This window comes from Streptomyces sp. NPDC007205, from assembly GCF_040634095.1.
In the GTDB taxonomy this organism is placed as follows: Bacteria; Actinomycetota; Actinomycetes; order Streptomycetales; family Streptomycetaceae; genus Streptomyces.
In genome coordinates this window covers 356901-373331 of record NZ_JBEYEW010000003.1, presented here as the reverse complement: position 1 = coordinate 373331, position 16431 = coordinate 356901, and the positions used below count along the sequence as shown (strand labels likewise).

Below are 16431 nucleotides of genomic sequence, written 5' to 3'. Positions count from 1 at the left end.
GGTTAAAAATGTAACTCGGTAACGTTATGGCGGTACGCTGGCGCCATGACGTCACTCGACCCCGGCCTCACCGACACCCTGCACACCGAGCGCGCCTACCACGACACCTGCCGTGCCGCCCTCGCCGCGATGATCGAGGACGCCGCCGAACAGGTCGTCATCGGCGAGGACGTCTCCGCCTCCGGAGCCGACGCCGAAGTCCTCGGCCGCCGGTTGCGCAGCCAGGCCAAGGCGCTGCGCGAACTCCCGCCGGGCCCGCTGTTCTTCGGCCGGCTGGACTTCGCCGAGGCCGCTCCGCCGGCACTGCACGTGGGCCGCCTCCGGATCACCGAGGGCCCGGCCGCCCCGCCCCTCGTGGTCGACTGGCGGGCCCCCGTCTCCCGTGCGTTCTACCAGGCGAGCGCCCGCGATCCACAGGGTGTGGACACACGGCGCCGGTTCGGCTGGGCGCCCGGCAGCAGCGGCGACTCCGCCGACCTCACCGGGCTGGAGGACGAGCACCTCGGCCGGGGCGAGTCACGGGCCAGCGCCATCGTGGCCCACGAGATCGAACGGCCCCGCGTCGGGCCCATGCGGGACATCGCCGCCACCATCCAGCCCGAGCAGGACGACCTCGTCCGGGCCGCGCTCACCGACTCGGTGTGCGTGCAGGGCGCCCCCGGCACCGGCAAGACCGCCGTCGGCCTGCACCGCGCCGCCTATCTGCTGTACACGCACGCCCAGCGGCTGCAGCGGTCCGGCCTGCTCATCCTCGGCCCCAACCGCACCTTCCTGTCGTACATCGCCGAGGTGCTGCCGTCGCTCGGAGAGGCAGGCGTCCGTCAGTCCACCCTCCTGGACGAGCTCGCCCGGCACCCCGTCACCGGCACCGACCCGCACCGCACGGCCGCCGTCAAACACGACGCCCGGATGGCCGAGGTGCTGCGCCGGGCGCTGTACGCGCGCGTGTCGGCGGACGGCGTCACCGACCTCGCCGTACCGGACGGCTCCTGCCGCCGGCGGGTCCCCGCCGCCGAACTCGCCGCGATCGTGGCGGAGGTACGCGCCGAGGAGCCGCCGTACGCCATCGGCCGGGAGCGGGTACGCGCCCGGGTGGTACGACGGCTGCGCGAGCGGGCCGAACGGCGCTCCGGAGTCCTGCCCGCCTCCTGGGTGCGCCGCATCGAACGGGCCCGGCCGCTCACCGCACACCTCGACCTGGTCTGGCCCAAGGTCCGCCCCGAGGAGATCCTCGCCGAACTCCTCACCGACGCCGAGGCGTTGAGCCGGTCGGCCGACGGTCTGCTGGACCCCGGCGAACAGGCCGCCCTGCTGTGGCCCCGCCCGCCACGCTCCCACAAGTCGGCCCGCTGGTCGGCGGCCGACCTGGTCCTGCTGGACGAACTCTCCGGACTGGTCGAACACCCCGAGGGCTACGGGCACATCGTCGTCGACGAGGCACAGGACCTCTCGCCCATGGAGTGCCGGGCGATCGCCCGCCGGGCGGTCTTCGGCTCGCTGACCGTCCTCGGCGATCTCGCCCAGGGCACCACCCCCTGGGCCGCCCGCGACTGGTCCGTCCAGCTGCGCCACCTCGGCCGGCCGGACGCGGTCGTCGTGCCGCTGACCACCGGGTTCCGGGTGCCGGCGGCCGTCGTCGCCCTGGCCAACCGGCTGCTGCCCCGCCTGGAGGTGTCCGTGCCGCCGGCCCACTCCCTGCGCAGAGACGGCAAGTTGACCCTCCGCCCCACCGACGACGTCCCCGACACGACGGTGACGGCCGTACGCGAGGCCCTCACCCACGAGGGCTCGGTCGGTGTCGTCGCAGCGGACGCGGAGGTGTCCGGCGTACGGGAGGCGCTGGTGGGCGCCGGTCTGGAACCGGCCGGTCCCGACACGCTCGGCGCCCGCGTGACCCTCGTCCCCGCGAGCATGGCCAAGGGCCTGGAGTACGACCATGTCGTCGCGGTGGAACCGGCCGCCGTCGCCGAGGCGGAGGAACGGGGCGCACACCGGCTGTACGTCGTGCTGACCCGCGCGGTGTCCCGCCTGGACGTGGTCCACGCCCGCCCGCTCCCTTTCTGACAGGGGGCAGCGCGCGGGCCGTGACCAAAGCGGAAGCTGGGGCCGGGGGAGGAGAACCGAGGATTGACCGGCAGCACCGGCCGCCGGATGATCGGCAGGGCGATGTCCCGCGGACCGACGGACGGAGGAGACCCGTGCCGGATTCCCCAGCCGCCGCGGTCGCGTTCCTGCGTGACCTGGGAGCCGCCGATCTCGCGCATCCGGGCGGCACCCTGCTCGCGCATCTCCGGCGCGTCGAACGGCAGCTGGCGGAGTGGGGCGCGCGCCCGGCTCTCCGGCTCGCCGGCCTGTGCCACGCCTGCTACGGAACCGACGGCTTTCCCGACGCTCTGCTGCCGCCCGGCCATCGCGCCGAACTGGCGGCCGTCATCGGTGCCGAGGCCGAGGCGCTCGTGTACCTGTACGGCTCCTGCGACCGCAAGGCCGCCTATCCGGCGCTGGCCGAGGACGACGGGGTCTTCCGGGACCGGTTCACCGGCCGCGCCCACGTCCCCGAGGCCGGCCCGCGCCGGGACTTCGCCGAGCTGACCGCCGCGAACGAACTCGACCTCGCCCGCCTGGACCCCGCCTTCCGCAGCCGGTGGGGACCGGCCCTCCTCGGTCTCTTCACCCGCGTCCGTCCCCTGCTGAGCCCATCGGCCTGGGCGACGTGCGAGAGGGTGCTCGCGGGGTAGTTCAGCCGCGCTTGACGTACTCGGCCAGGTGCTCCCCCGTCAGCGTGGGCTGCGCGGCGACCAGGTCGGCCGGGGTGCCCTCGAAGACGATGCGGCCGCCGTCGTGGCCGGCACCGGGTCCGAGGTCGATGATCCAGTCGGCGTGGGCCATGACCGCCTGGTGGTGTTCCACGACGATCACCGACTTGCCGGAGTCGACCAGGCGGTCCAGGAGGGAGAGCAGCTGTTCCACATCCGCCAGGTGGAGACCTGTCGTCGGCTCGTCCAGGATGTAGATCCCGCCCTTGTCGGCCATGTGCGTGGCCAGCTTCAGGCGCTGGCGTTCGCCGCCGGACAGGGTGGTGAGCGGCTGGCCGAGGGTGAGGTAGCCGAGGCCGACGTCGGACATGCGGCCGAGGATCCTGTGCGCCGCCGGGATGTGCCCCTCGCCCGCGCCGAAGAACTCCTCCGCCTCGGTCACCGACATCGCCAGCACCTGGGCGATGTCCCGCCCGCCGAAGGTGTACTCCAGCACCGAGGCCTGGAACCGTTTGCCCTCGCACTCCTCGCAGGTCGTGGCGACACCGGCCATCATCGCCAGGTCGGTGTAGACGACACCGGCGCCGTTGCAACCGGGGCAGGCACCCTCGGAGTTGGCGCTGAACAGGGCCGGCTTCACGCCGTTCGCCTTGGCGAACGCCTTGCGGACCGGCTCCAGCAGCCCGGTGTACGTCGCCGGGTTGCTGCGGCGCGAACCGCGGATCGGCGTCTGGTCGATCGACACCACACCCTCGCCGGCCGGGACCGACCCGTGCACCAGTGAACTCTTGCCGGAGCCGGCGACCCCGGTGACGACGCACAGCACGCCCAGCGGGATGTCGACGTCGACGTTCTGGAGGTTGTGCGTCGTCGCACCCCTGATCTCCAGGGCGCCCGTCGGCTTGCGCACGGTGTCCTTGACGGCGGCCCGGTCGTCCAGATGACGGCCGGTGAGCGTGCCGCTGGCCCGCAGGCCCTCGACCGTGCCCTCGAAGCACACGGTGCCGCCCGCCGTACCCGCGCCGGGACCGAGGTCGACGACGTGGTCGGCGATCGCGATGGCCTCCGGCTTGTGCTCCACGACCAGCACGGTGTTGCCCTTGTCGCGCAGCCGCAGCAGCAGCTCGTTCATCCGCTGGATGTCGTGCGGGTGCAGCCCGGTGGTCGGCTCGTCGAAGACGTACGTCACATCGGTCAGCGAGGAGCCCAGGTGGCGGATCATCTTCACGCGCTGGGCCTCGCCGCCCGACAGCGTGCCCGCCGGCCGGTCGAGGGAGAGATAGCCGAGGCCTATCTCCACGAACGAGTCGAGGGTGTGCCGCAGCGAGTCGAGCAGCGGCGCCACCGACGGCTCGGCCAGGGCCCGTACCCACTCGGCCAGGTCGCTGATCTGCATCGCGCACGCGTCGGCGATGCTGACGCCCGCGATCTTCGAGGACCGGGCCGCCTCGGTGAGCCGGGTGCCCGCGCACTCCGGGCACGTGGCGAAGGTGACCGCACGGTCCACGAACGCCCGGATGTGCGGCTGCATGCCCTCCCGGTCCTTGGCGAGCATCGACTTCCGGATCCGCGGGATCAGACCCTCGTAGGTCATGTTGATGCCCGCGATCTTCATCCGGGTCGGCTCGCGGTGCAGGAAGTCGTGCAGCTCCCGCTTGGTGAACTCGCGGACGGGCTTGTCCGCGTCGTACAGGCCGGACTCGGTGTAGAGGCGGTGGTTCCAGCCGCCGGACTTGTAGCCGGGGACGGTCAGCGCGCCCTCGTTGAGAGACAGCGAGTCGTCGAAGAGCTGGGTGAGGTCGAGGTCGGTGACCGTGCCCCGGCCCTCGCAGCGCGGGCACATGCCGCCGGTGATGCTGAAGCTGCGGCGCTCCTTCACCTGCTGCCCGCCGCGCTCCACGGTGACCGCACCGGCGCCGCTGACCGAGGCCACGTTGAAGGAGAACGCCTTGGGCGAGCCGATGTGCGGCCTGCCGAGCCGGCTGAAGAGGATGCGCAGCATCGCGTTGGCGTCGGTGGCGGTGCCGACGGTGGAGCGGGGGTCGGCGCCCATCCGCTGCTGGTCCACGATGATCGCGGTCGTGATCCCGTCGAGCACGTCGACCTCGGGCCGCGCCAGCGTCGGCATGAAGCCCTGCACGAACGCGCTGTAGGTCTCGTTGATCAGCCGCTGTGACTCGGCGGCGATCGTGTCGAACACCAGCGAGCTCTTGCCCGAGCCGGACACGCCGGTGAACACCGTCAGCCGGCGCTTGGGGAGCTCGACGCTGACGTCCTTGAGGTTGTTCTCGCGGGCGCCGTGCACCCGGATCAGGTCGTGGCTGTCGGCGGCGTGCGGGGCGGTGAGGTCCATGACGGCCACGCTAGCGGCGACGCACCGGCCGGCGCTTCTCGAATCCTGACGGCCTTGCCGGCTACGCCGGGCCCGAGGTGTCGACGGCCAGGGAGACGGCCAGAGCGCCGAGGACCGTACCCATCAGGTACCGCTGCACCTTGAGCCAGGAGGGACGGCGGGAGAGGAAGACGGCGATGGTGCCGGCGCCGAGCGCGATGGCCAGATTGACCGCGACGCTGACCGCGATCTGGACCGAGCCGAGGACCAGGCCCTGGAGCAGCACGTGTCCCTTGTCCAGGTCGATGAACTGGGGGATGAGGGAGAGGTACATGATGGCGATCTTCGGGTTGAGCAGGTTCGTCATCAGCCCCATGGTGAACAGCCTGCGCGGCGAGTCGTGGGGGACGTCCTGCGGGTCGAAGACGGAGACGCCGCCCGGCTTCAGCGCGTTCCAGGCGAGGTGGGCGAGGTAAGCGGCGCCGGCCAGCTTCACCGCGACGTACAGCTCGGGCACGGCGAGGAAGACGACCGACAGGCCGAGGTTCGCGGCGAGCAGGTACACCAGGAAGCCCAGTGCCACACCGCCGAGGGAGATCATCCCGGCGCGCCGGCCCTGGGTGATGCTGCGGGAGACGAGATAGATCATGTTGGGCCCCGGGGTGAGCACCATGCCGAGTGCCACCACCGTCACGCCGAGGACTCCGCCCCATCCCACCATGAAAACCCCCTCGTCGAGCGCCGGTCGCGGTGCAATGCCAGGAGCGTATGTCGAGGCAATCGCTCAGTGCAATCAAAATATTGCACTCGGTGCAATGGTGTGGTGGGATGGGGTGTCCGGGCGGCGAGGGGAGCGCGTGTGGTGCAGGACTACCGGAGCGTCGCCGACGCCGTGGCCGAGGAGATCAGGTCCGGCGCCCTGCGGCCCGGCGACCGCCTGCCCCCGCAGCGCACCTTCGCGCGGCAGCGGGGCATCGCCGGCTCCACCGCCGCCCGCGTGTACCGGGAACTGGCCCGCCGCGGCCTGACGGTGGGCGAGGTGGGGCGTGGCACGTTCGTGCGCGCGGCGTCCGCGGACCCGGGCGGCGGCTCGGCCCTCGCCCTCACGGAACCGGCGGCCACCCGCGTCGACCTGGGGCTGAACTACCCGGCCGTACCCGAGCCGATCGCTCTGCTCGCCGAGGGGCTCGGCGGGCTGCTGCGCCCCGACACCCTCGGCCACGCCCTCGGGCCCGTCGGCGCGGCCGGCGTGCCGGCCGTACGGGAGTCCGCCGCCGACCTCCTGGCCCGCGGCGGCTGGCGCCCCGACCCCGCGCGGATCCTGTTCGCGGGCAACGGACGCCAGGCCCTTGCGGCCGTCGTCACCGCCCTGGTGCCGCCGGGCGGTCGCCTCGGTGTGGAGGAGCTGACGTACCCCGTCGTCAAGGCCGTGGCCGCACGGCTCGGCATCACCCTGGTACCGCTGGCCATGGACGAGGACGGACTGGTCCCGCAGGCCGTGGCCGAGGCACACGCCACGGCCGGGCTGCACGCCGTCTATGTGCAGCCGAGACTGCACAACCCGCTGTCGCTGTCGATGCCCGAGGAACGGGTCGTAGCGCTGGCGGAGGTCCTGGACCGGCTCGCACTGCCCGCCGTCGAGGACGCCGTCTGGGCGTTCCTGCGCGACGAACTGCCGCCGCTCGCCGCCCACGCCCCCGAACGGACCGTCCTGATCGACAGCCTGTCCAAGCGCATCGCACCCGGTCTGACCCTCGGTTTCGCGGTGGCCCCGCCCGCCCTGCTGAGCGAGATCGCCGCCTGTCTGCGCTCGGGCGGCGGAGTGCCCCCGCGTTTCGCCCTGGAGGCCGCCCACCGCTGGCAGCAGGACGGCACCGTGCGCACGCTGGTGCGGGCCAAACAGCGGGAGGCGGTGGTACGGCAGCAGATCGCGGCCCGCCGGCTCGCCGGCTTCACCGTACGGAGCGATCCGCGCTCCTTCCACTGCTGGTGGCAGCTGCCGCGCCCGTGGCGCGCGGACACGTTCGTCGCCGCCGCCGCGCGGCACGGCATCGGGGTGGTACCCGCGGCGGCGTTCACCGTCGGCGACCACCACGCCCCGAACGCCGTCCGCCTGGGCCTGGCCACGGCCCCGCCGGACGTCCTCACCCAGGCGCTCGACACCCTCGCCGGACTCGCCCGGTCGGCGCCGGAGGACCTCGTCACCGACTGACCACAAGCTGCCCCGCCTGCACGAACCGGTCCGGCTCGCCCGGACTCACGGCACCAGCGCATGGAGTGCTCATGGTCCCGGCTCGCCCACGAGGCGGCCCCGGCCCGCTGGGACCGGCTCCGGCGGGGTGAGCGTGCTCGGTGAAAGCGGTGGTTGTGGTCAGGTCCGCGCTGACGCAGGGAAGGGAGTGCCTGAGGGTGACCAGGTGCGCGGCGAGGCGGATCCCGGCAGGGGATGATGATTTCGGGAATTCGACACGCCGTAGTCGGCATCCTACGGTGCGTCACCCGCACGCAGTCAGGCCTTGAACGGCCCAGGACCGCGGCGCGGTGGGCGCGCTTCGGCACACTCCTGCAAGCAGGTGCTTGCAATTGTTAGCGATGGTGGGGCAAGGTGGAGGCATGGCATCGCTGAACGTCGGCAATCTCGGTGAGTACCTGCGCGAGCAGCGGCGTAACGCCCAGCTGTCGCTGCGGCAGCTCGCCGACGCCGCCGGGGTGTCCAATCCCTACCTGAGCCAGATCGAGCGCGGGCTGCGCAAGCCCAGCGCGGAGGTGCTCCAGCAGGTCGCCAAGGCCCTGCGCATCTCCGCCGAGACGCTGTACGTCCGCGCCGGGATCCTCGACGCCGAGCGGGACCGGGACGAAGTGGAGACGCGCGCCGTCATCCTCGCCGACCCCTCGCTCAACGAGCGGCAGAAGCAGGTGCTGCTGCAGGTCTACGAGTCCTTCCGGAAAGAGAACGGATTCGGGATCGGCGCCCCCGCCGAGGACGAGGACGAGGACGAGCCGGACCGGGCAGGGGACGTGGACGAGGACACCGGCGGCACCGCCGTGCGCGGCACCCGCACGGCCGACGGAAGCGATACCGATGCCGGTCCGCGGCGGACGGCCGGGTAACCGGACCAGGGCGCCGGCCGCCCCACCGCGGACCACACCAACCTCAGCCGAACGCGAATCCGGGAGGACCTGATCACCATGGCGATCACCGACGACCTGCGCAAGACCTTCAGCGACCCGACTCCGCTCTACTTCGCCGCCGGCACCGCCGACCTCGCCCTCCAGCAGGCCAAGAAGGTGCCCGCCCTGGTCGAGCAGCTGCGCGCCGAGGCCCCGGCCCGCATCGAGGCCGTGCGCAACACCGACCCGAAGGCCGTGCAGGAGAAGGCCGCCGCCCGGGCCAAGGAGGCGCAGGAGACCCTCCAGACCAAGGTGAACGAGTTCATCGGCACCCTCGACGTCGACCTGAAGAAGCTCGGTGAGCAGGCCCAGGACTTCGCACTGCGCGGGGTCGGCGTCGCCGCCGAGTACGCCGTCAGGGCCCGCGAGACCTACGAGAAGGTCGCCGAGCACGGCGAGCAGGCCGTGAAGAGCTGGCGCGGCGAGGCCGCCGAGGAGATCGAGGAACTGGCGATCGCCGTCGAGGGCAAGCCCGAGCCGGCCGGGGCCACGGACGAGCCGACGCCGGGCGAGGCCCAGGCGGATCCCGCGGCGGAGAAGAAGCCGGCGGCGAAGAAGGCCCCGGCTCCGCGCAAGTCCACCACCGCGAAGAAGACGACGCCTCCGGCCAAGTGACCGGAGTCGGGGACGTCACAACGGGCCGGGCACCTTGGGGGTGCCCGGCCCGTTGTACGGGTACGGTGGCTGTACTGACGACTCGACCCGGGTGGTGGGCTTTGTGCTGATGATGGCAGTCGGCGGAGTGATGTGGCTGATCTTCACCGCCATGCTCGCGCTCGCCATCGTGGCGTTCGTGATGGCCGCGGTCTTCCGCCAGGACGCGTACCGTGCCGCGGACAAGCAGAACAAGGGCTTCTGGCTGATCATCCTCGGCGTCGCGGTCGCCGTGAACATGTTCGTCCCCATGCTGTTCCTGCAGCTCGCGGGCCTGGTCGCCACGATCGTGTTCTTCGTGGATGTCAGGCCCGCGCTTCAGCAGGTTTCCGGGGGCCGGGGATTTCGCCGCCGGGGCCGAGGCAGCAGCAGCGACGGTCCCTACGGGCCGTACAACGGCGGGCGCTAGGCCGACAGGGCCTGGGGGCGTCTCGCCGTAGGGTCACCGGTTGATCGCCGGGTGCGGGCAGTTCCGTGGCGTGTCGCCACCGCGCATCCGGCGACGGCGACATACCTCCTACGGCCAGACCCCTACGGCGCCCGGTCCAACAGCACCACGGCCACGTCGTCCGTCAGCTCGCCCCCGTTGAGGTCGCGCACCTCGCTCACCGCGGCCCGCAGCAGGTTCTCCCCGCGCAGTCCCTCGGACAGCTGCCGGCGGATCATCTCCACCATGCCGTCCTGGCCGAGCCGCTCTCCGCCCGCACCGACCCGGCCCTCGATCAGACCGTCGGTGTAGAGCATCAGGCTCCACTCGGAGCCCAGCTCCACCTGCATCCGCGGCCAGCGGGCGCCGGGGAGCAGGCCGAGGGCGGGGCCGTTGTTGTCGTAGGGGAGGAGACGAGCCGTACGGCCCGGACGGGCGAGCAGCGGGGCCGGGTGGCCGGCCAGGCACAGGCCCGCACTGCGGCCGTCCGGGGCGATGTCCACCGTGCACAGCGTCGCGAAGATCTCCTCGTCCGCGCGCTCGTGCTCCAGCACCTCCTGGAGGGTGCCGAGCAGTTCGTCGCCGCACAGGCCCGCCAGCGTCAGCGCCCGCCACGCGATGCGCAGCTCCACGCCGAGCGCGGCCTCGTCCGGGCCGTGGCCGCAGACGTCGCCGATCATGGCGTGCACGGTGCCGTCGGGCGTGCGGACGGCGTCGTAGAAGTCGCCGCCGAGCAGTGCGCGCGAGCGGCCGGGGCGGTAGCGGGCGGCGAAGCGCAGCGAGGAGCCGTCCAGCAGGGGCGTGGGCAGCAGCCCGCGCTCCAGACGGCGGTTCTCCTGTGCGCGCAGCTTGCCCTCGGCCAGGCGTCGCTCGGCGGTGTCGGAGCGTTTGCGCTCCACCGCGTAGCGGATGGCACGGCTGAGCAGGCGGCCGTCCAGCTCGTCCCGGAACAGGTAGTCCTGGGCGCCCACACGCACGGCCTCGGCGCCGCGCTCGGCGTCGCCGGAGGCGGTCAGCGCGAGGACGGCATGCCGGGGCGCGAGCTGGAGGACGTGCCGGAGCACGGCCAGCTCGTCGTCGGTGTCGCTGCCGCCCGGCGCCGGGAGCGCCAGGTCCAGCAGGATGCAGTGGACGTCGTCGGTGAGCAGCCGCTCGGCCTCGGTGAGGTTGCGGGCGGTGCGGACGCGGATCGGCTTGCCGGACGGGTCCAGCAGTTCGGGCACGATCGGCGAGCCGGCCGGATCGTCCTCGATCAGCAGCAGCGTGAGAGTGGCGCCGGTGCCGTGCACGGTCGTGGCGTCGCGGTGGGCCTCTTCCTTGAGGGGGCCGCCGCCGGCAACCGGGGCAGCCTGCGCCTGACCACTCTCCACGGCCGGGATCGCTCGCTGCCGCGGTACGGGTACGGGCATCGTCGTGGGTTCCTTCCCTCCCCCCGAGGGCACTGGTGGCACCGAGGGTCTCGAAGCCACCGACGGGTGACCATAGCGGCTCGGCCCGCCCCGATGGAATGGTGTGAGCCGCGTCGCTCCCGCGCAGGCCGCTGTCATATGCCGCGTTCCGTACGACAGTTGGACAGGACGACCCGGTGGCGGGGATGACGAAGCTCACGCGGCACCCGGTTCTGTACGGGGGTTGGGCGTGCGGTGGGTCACATGAAGGGGTCCGCGCGCGGCGTGTGCGCCGTCACATGACCTGCCTCACGCATCCGGTCGTACGACCCCCAGGATCGGCATCGAGCCGGCGCCCGCGACCGTCACCGTGCGTCCGGGGCGCGGGGCGTGGATGATCGCGCCGTCGCCGACGTACATCGCGACATGGCTGGCGTCGTCGAAGTAGATGATGAGGTCCCCGGGGCGCATGTCCTTGATGTCGACGTGCCTGAGCTGCTTCCACTGCTCCTGCGAGGTGCGCGGGACGGGGTGGCCGGCCGCCGCCCAGGCCTGGGAGGTCAGACCGGAGCAGTCGTAGGACTCCGGGCCCTCGGCGCCCCACACATACGGCTTGCCGAGCTGTGCGGTGGCGAACGCGACGGCCTTCTCGCCCTGCGCGGACGCCGCGCCGTGCACCTTCTTGAGGATGCCGGTGTCGAGCCACTTCGTCTGCGCCTTCAGCGCGGCCTGCTCCTCCAGCCTGGCGAGCCGCTCCTTGTCCTTCTTCTCCAGTTCCGACTCGAGTTTCTCGGCGGCGGAGATCTGCTGCTGGATCCTCTTCCTGGCGGCGGCCTTGGCCGTGCGCTCGGTGTCCAGCTTCTTCCACTGCTCGGCGGCGGCGTCGGCGTAGTCCTGCAACTGCTTCTGCGTACGGGCCAGTTCGCCGATCAGGGACTTCGTGGCCCGCTGGCCCTGCAGCACCAGCCCTGCCCCGTCCAGGACCTGGCCGGGATCGTCGCTGAGCAGGAACTGGGCGGTGGGCGGCATACCGCCGGTGCGGTACTGCTCGCGGGCGGCGGCGCCCGCCTGGTCCCTGAGCCCGGCGAGCCGCTGCCGCCCCTGGTCGATCTTCCTCGCCAGCGCGACGATCGTGGCGGACTGCTGCTTCGACCTCTCCTCGGCCGCGTTGTAGGCGTCGGTGGCGACGGCCGCGTCGTGGTAGAGCTTGTCGAGCTTCTCGCGGACCTGTTCAAGGTCCTTGCCGGGCGGGGGAGTCGGGGAGGCGCTCGGACCCGGGGTCGGACCCGGGGTCGGCTTCGGGGCGGCGAAGGCCGTGCCGGACGCGCCCAGCACGGTCACCGCGCAGACCACGGTCACGGCGGCCGAGAGGATGCTGCGCTTGCCCCAGCCCATCACACATTCCCCCAAGCTGATTTACCGTCAGTAACTTACGGTGTCCCGGGGATGGTGCCATGCCACGCCGCAAAGCGACAGAGGCGGGCGGCGCGACGATCTCCCCGCCGGTGTGACGAACGGCGCACGAGGATCGTTCCGTCCCACCGCCCCCGAACGGGTGAGGTCAGCCCAGCGGCGCCAACGCCTCCCACGCCACGGTCACTTCACCCTGCCGCCAGCGCGCCGGGGAGTCCGTCACCGGCCAGTCGGCCGCCAGGTCCCGTACCGCGCGCAGCCAGCGCTGGCGGGCGCCGTAGGAGGCGTAGGGCGCGGCGGCGGCCCAGGCGCGGTCGAAGTCCCGCAGGAAGGCGTGCACGGGCTCGCCGGGGACATTGCGGTGGATCAGTGCCTTCGGCAGCCGCTCGGCGAGGTCGGAGGGCTGCTCCAGGGAGCCCAGCCGGGTGGCGAACGTCACCGTCCTCGGCCCCTCCGGACCGAGCGCCACCCACACGTGCCGCCGCCCGATCTCGTCGCACGTCCCCTCGACCAGCAGCCCGCCGCGCGAGCTGCCGCCCGCCGGGGCGAGCCGTGCGCACAGCCGCGCCCAGACGGCGGCGACCTCGGTCTCCTCGTACTGGCGCAGCACGTTCGCGGCCCGGATGAGCATCGGTCGGCCGGGCACGGGGACCTCGAAGCCGCCGTGCCGGAAGGTGAGCCCCTCCCGCTCGTACGCCTTCGCCGCCGCGACCCGTTCCGGTTCGATCTCGATGCCGACGACGCGTGCGCGGGGCGCGACGGTCGTGAGGCGCCCGAGCAGCTCCACCGCTGTCCAGGGGGCGGCGCCGTAGCCGAGGTCGACGGCCAGGGGAGCGTCGGCGCGCCGCAGCTCGCCACCGTGCGCGGCGGCGATCCAGCGGTCCATACGGCGCAGCCGGTTGGGGTTGGTGGTCCCGCGCGTCACCGTTCCCACGACGGAGGTCCCCCGGCTCGGGCGAAGCCGAGAGCGGGGGAGGGACGCGGCGCGGGCTGACATGTGTACGAGGGTAAGGGGGAGCTGGGAAGGGGTGCGGGACCGTATCCCCCTAAGGTAATGATTGAGTAAAGTCCTAGGGCTGGGAAATGGCAGCGCACTCGTCCGATGTTGGACCACCGTGGAGGGCGAGGTCGGTCCTCCGCCCGGCATGCCCGCAGCAAGGAGGACCGCCAGGTGAGCCAGTACGTCAGCAGGCTCGGGCGACGCTCCCCGTCGGCCGCGTCACGGCTCCGTCTGCTCCGCCGGCCCCGCAGGGTCGCGATGCTCTCCGTGCACACCTCTCCGCTCCACCAGCCCGGCACCGGCGACGCCGGCGGCATGAACGTCTACATCGTGGAGCTGGCCCAGCGGCTGGCCGCGATCAACATCGAGGTCGAGATCTTCACCCGGGCCACGGCAGGCGGCCTCGCGCCCACGGTCCAGCTGGCCCCCGGCGTCCTCGTCCGGCACATCGACGCCGGCCCCTACGAGGGCCTGGCCAAGGAGGAGCTCCCGGCCCAGCTGTGCGCCTTCACGCACGGCGTGATGCAGGCCTGGGCCGGTCACCGCCCCGGCCACTACGACCTCGTCCACTCCCACTACTGGCTCTCCGGTCACGTCGGCTGGCTCGCCGCCCAGCGCTGGGGCGTGCCGCTGGTGCACGCCATGCACACCATGGCCAAGGTCAAGAACGCCAACCTGGCCGACGGCGACACCCCCGAGCCCGCCGCCCGGGTCATCGGCGAGACCCAGATCGTGGCCGCCGCCGACCGGCTCGTCGCCAACACGGCGGAGGAGTCCGACGAGCTGGTACGGCACTACGCCGCGGACCCCGCGAAGGTCGCCGTCGTCCACCCGGGCGTCAACCTCGACCGGTTCCGCCCGGCCGACGGCCGCGCCGCCGCCCGCAACCGCCTCGGCCTGCCGCAGGACGCCCTGATCCCGCTCTTCGCCGGCCGCATACAGCCCCTGAAGGCCCCGGACATCCTGCTGCGCGCGGTGGCGGTGCTGCTGGACGAGCGCCCGGAGCTCCGCTCCCGCATCCTCGTCCCCGTCGTCGGCGGCCCGAGCGGCAGCGGGCTCGCCAAGCCGGAGGGCCTGCAGAAGCTCGCCGCACGACTCGGTATCGCGGACGTCGTACGGTTCCACCCCCCGGTCGGCCAGGAGCAGCTCGCGGACTGGTTCCGGGCCGCGTCCGTGCTCGTGATGCCGTCCTACAGCGAGTCCTTCGGCCTGGTCGCCATAGAGGCACAGGCGGCCGGCACACCGGTGCTCGCGGCCTCGGTCGGCGGGCTGCCGGTGGCCGTGCGCGACGGCGGCACCGGATTCCTCGTGGACGGCCACAACCCGGCCGACTACGCGCGCGTGCTGAGCCGGTTCGCCGACGAGCCGTCCCTCGCGGCGAGCATGGGGGACGCCGCCGCGCGCCACGCCCAGTCCTTCGGCTGGGACACGGCCGCCGCCGCGACCGCCGACGTCTACACGGCCGCGACCCAGTCCCACCGCCGTCGCGTACGCTCCCACCATGGGTGAGGGAGAGAAGGCGGTCGGGCAGGCCCTGGAAGCCGTCCTGGAGGACGCCGAACTGGAGTGGGAGAGTCCGGAGCCCGGAACCTACGTGGTCAAGCTCCCCGGCACCCGCAAACTGTCCACGACCGTCTCCTTCCTCGTGGGCCGCCACTCCCTTTCCCTGAACGCCTTCGTCATCCGGCACCCCGACGAGAACGAGGCGGGCGTCCACCGCTGGCTCCTGGAACGCAACCTCAGGCTGTACGGCGTCAGTTACGCCGTCGACCGCCTCGGCGACATCTACGTCACCGCCCGCCTGCCCCTCGCCTCCGTCACCCCCGACGAGATCGACCGCCTCCTCGGCCAGGTCCTGGAAGCGGCCGACGGCGCCTTCAACACCCTGCTGGAGCTGGGCTTCGCCTCCTCGATCCGCAAGGAGTACGCCTGGCGCGTCTCCCGCGGCGAGTCCACGCGCAACCTGGACGCGTTCAGGCACCTGATCGAACGCCCGGCGGACTGACACGCTCAGCGCGAGCTGCGCCGATAGCGCCCCGGTGGCACCCCGACCAGCTTCTTGAAGTGCCGGGTGAGATGAGCCTGGTCGCAGAACCCGGTCACCGAGGCCACCTCGCCCGGTGCCAGACCGTCCAGCAGCAGCCGCCGGGCCCGCCCGACCCGCCGCGACATCAGGTACTGGTGCGGGGCGATGCCGTACGCACCGCTGAACGCCCGCACCAGATGGGCGGGATGGGCGTGCAGCAGGCGCGCGGACTCCTCCAGCGAGACACCGTCGACGACACGGGCGTCGAGCAGTTCCCGCAGCGAACGGGCGAGAACGCGATCCGGGCGGTGCGCCGGGGCGGCCGTCCGGCGCAGATGGTCCCGCAGCCGTTCCCCGACGAGGGTCAGCCTGCTCTCCGCCTCCAGTTCGTCACCGGGCCGGGCGAGGGCGGAGTGCAGCTGCCCGACGCGCCGGCGCAGCGCGGGATCCCGCAGATCGGGCCTGTCGACGGCGCGTCCGATGAGATCGTCGCCGAGACGGCTGCCGTCGAGGTAGACGACCCGCTTGCGGAAGCCGTCGGGCGTGGCCGGGGAGCCGTTGTGCGGCACGTGCGGCGGGAGGAGGCTGACGGTGTCGTGCGGGGTGCCGTGCTCGTGTCGGTCGAGGTCGTAGCGTACGGTCCCGTCGTCCACGATGAGCAGCGTCCAGGCGTCGTGGACGTGCATCGGGTAGGCGTACTCGGTGAAGCGGGCGTGGAAGACCTCGGTGACGCCCGGGACACGGGGGCGCCACGCGCTGACTTCCTGCCGGGCGGGCACGCAAAGAACGTACAAGACGACGCCGTACGACGCCCGGCAGTCTCATTCCATGAGCGCTGAACCCATCCGTTTCGACACGAAGATCGCCGTGCTGCTGCGCGAGGACCTGGCGCCCTGGCAGCGCCTGAACGTCACCGCGTTCCTGGTCAGCGGCCTGGGCGCGACGGCCCCCGAGGTGATCGGCGAGCCGTACGAGGACGCGGGCGGGGTGCCGTACCTGCCCATGTTCCGCCAGCCGGTGCTGGTCTTCGAAGGCGCGAAGGAGACCCTGAAGGCGGCACACGGCAGGGCGCTGAGCCGCGCCCTGCCCCGGGCCGTCTTCACCTCGGACCTGTTCGCCACCGGCAATGACCGCGACAACCGCGCGGCGCTTCGGGCCGTACCGACGACCGATCTGGACCTGGTGGGGCTGGCGGTGTACGGCCCGAGGAACGGGGTGGACAAGGTGCTGAGGGGCTCACGCATGCACCCGTGACGCGGCTGCT

The 16431-nt window shown here is 72.5% G+C and carries 15 protein-coding genes; 9 read left to right on the top strand and 6 right to left on the bottom strand.

The features are described from left to right. Positions 1-45: 45 nt before the first annotated feature. Together ABZ624_RS08160 and ABZ624_RS08155 are read left to right on the top strand one after the other, a co-directional pair. Positions 46-2064, top strand: coding sequence for an AAA family ATPase (locus ABZ624_RS08160; RefSeq protein WP_360083852.1), 2019 nt, complete (start codon positions 46-48; stop codon positions 2062-2064). 134 nt (positions 2065-2198) lie between these two features. After that, the gene (locus tag ABZ624_RS08155) at positions 2199-2738 is read left to right on the top strand and encodes a DUF6817 domain-containing protein (protein WP_360083850.1); all 540 of its coding nucleotides are present in this window, start codon (positions 2199-2201) and stop codon (positions 2736-2738) included. Position 2739: 1 nt separating this feature from the next. Here ABZ624_RS08155 and ABZ624_RS08150 read toward each other — a convergent pair whose 3' ends face one another. Beyond that, positions 2740-5109, bottom strand: coding sequence for an excinuclease ABC subunit UvrA (locus ABZ624_RS08150; protein ID WP_360083848.1), 2370 nt, complete (start codon positions 5107-5109; stop codon positions 2740-2742). A 61-nt stretch (positions 5110-5170) separates the two neighbouring features. Then, entirely contained in the window at positions 5171-5809 is a 639-nt protein-coding gene (locus ABZ624_RS08145) for a LysE family translocator (RefSeq protein WP_360083846.1), read from the bottom strand. Positions 5810-5950: 141 nt separating this feature from the next. Between ABZ624_RS08145 and ABZ624_RS08140 the strand changes: the two genes are divergently transcribed. The 4 genes from ABZ624_RS08140 to ABZ624_RS08125 all read left to right on the top strand — a co-directional run bounded on the left by ABZ624_RS08140 (position 5951) and on the right by ABZ624_RS08125 (position 9322). Then, the gene (locus ABZ624_RS08140; protein ID WP_360084077.1) at positions 5951-7300 is read left to right on the top strand and encodes a PLP-dependent aminotransferase family protein; all 1350 of its coding nucleotides are present in this window, start codon (positions 5951-5953) and stop codon (positions 7298-7300) included. 401 nt (positions 7301-7701) lie between these two features. Beyond that, on the top strand, positions 7702-8199 hold the full coding sequence (locus ABZ624_RS08135) for a helix-turn-helix transcriptional regulator (protein ID WP_360083844.1): 498 nt from the start codon (positions 7702-7704) through the stop codon (positions 8197-8199). A gap of 78 nt (positions 8200-8277) precedes the next feature. Next, positions 8278-8874, top strand: a complete 597-nt coding sequence (locus tag ABZ624_RS08130; protein WP_360083842.1) for a hypothetical protein — start codon at positions 8278-8280, stop codon at positions 8872-8874. 103 nt (positions 8875-8977) lie between these two features. Beyond that, the gene (locus ABZ624_RS08125; RefSeq protein WP_360083840.1) at positions 8978-9322 is read left to right on the top strand and encodes a DUF2516 family protein; all 345 of its coding nucleotides are present in this window, start codon (positions 8978-8980) and stop codon (positions 9320-9322) included. A 122-nt stretch (positions 9323-9444) separates the two neighbouring features. Here ABZ624_RS08125 and ABZ624_RS08120 read toward each other — a convergent pair whose 3' ends face one another. The 3 genes from ABZ624_RS08120 to ABZ624_RS08110 form a co-directional block, all read right to left on the bottom strand. Then, positions 9445-10749 (bottom strand): fused response regulator/phosphatase, encoded by a 1305-nt coding sequence (locus ABZ624_RS08120; RefSeq protein ID WP_360083838.1) that lies wholly within the window; start codon positions 10747-10749, stop codon positions 9445-9447. 288 nt (positions 10750-11037) lie between these two features. Then, positions 11038-12123 (bottom strand): NlpC/P60 family protein, encoded by a 1086-nt coding sequence (locus tag ABZ624_RS08115; RefSeq protein WP_360083836.1) that lies wholly within the window; start codon positions 12121-12123, stop codon positions 11038-11040. Between the two features lie 166 nt (positions 12124-12289). Continuing rightward, positions 12290-13075 carry a class I SAM-dependent methyltransferase gene (locus ABZ624_RS08110; protein WP_360083834.1) on the bottom strand — a complete coding sequence of 262 codons (786 nt, stop codon included), beginning with the start codon at positions 13073-13075 and terminating at the stop codon, positions 12290-12292. A gap of 237 nt (positions 13076-13312) precedes the next feature. On the opposite strand from ABZ624_RS08110, the gene mshA reads away from it, so the two are divergent. Together mshA and ABZ624_RS08100 are read left to right on the top strand one after the other, a co-directional pair. After that, complete coding sequence (gene mshA, locus ABZ624_RS08105) at positions 13313-14650, top strand: D-inositol-3-phosphate glycosyltransferase (protein ID WP_360083832.1); 1338 nt, start codon at positions 13313-13315, stop codon at positions 14648-14650. After that, positions 14643-15146, top strand: coding sequence for a YbjN domain-containing protein (locus ABZ624_RS08100; protein WP_360083830.1), 504 nt, complete (start codon positions 14643-14645; stop codon positions 15144-15146). Before mshA ends, ABZ624_RS08100 begins: the two co-directional genes overlap by 8 nt. A 5-nt stretch (positions 15147-15151) precedes the next feature. On the opposite strand, the gene ABZ624_RS08095 is transcribed toward ABZ624_RS08100, so the two are convergent. Continuing rightward, positions 15152-15946, bottom strand: a complete 795-nt coding sequence (locus ABZ624_RS08095; RefSeq protein WP_360083828.1) for an AraC family transcriptional regulator — start codon at positions 15944-15946, stop codon at positions 15152-15154. A gap of 49 nt (positions 15947-15995) precedes the next feature. Here ABZ624_RS08095 and ABZ624_RS08090 point away from each other — a divergent pair, with 49 nt between their 5' ends. After that, positions 15996-16421 carry a DUF2000 domain-containing protein gene (locus ABZ624_RS08090; protein ID WP_360083826.1) on the top strand — a complete coding sequence of 142 codons (426 nt, stop codon included), beginning with the start codon at positions 15996-15998 and terminating at the stop codon, positions 16419-16421. The last annotated feature ends 10 nt before the right edge of the window (positions 16422-16431 follow it).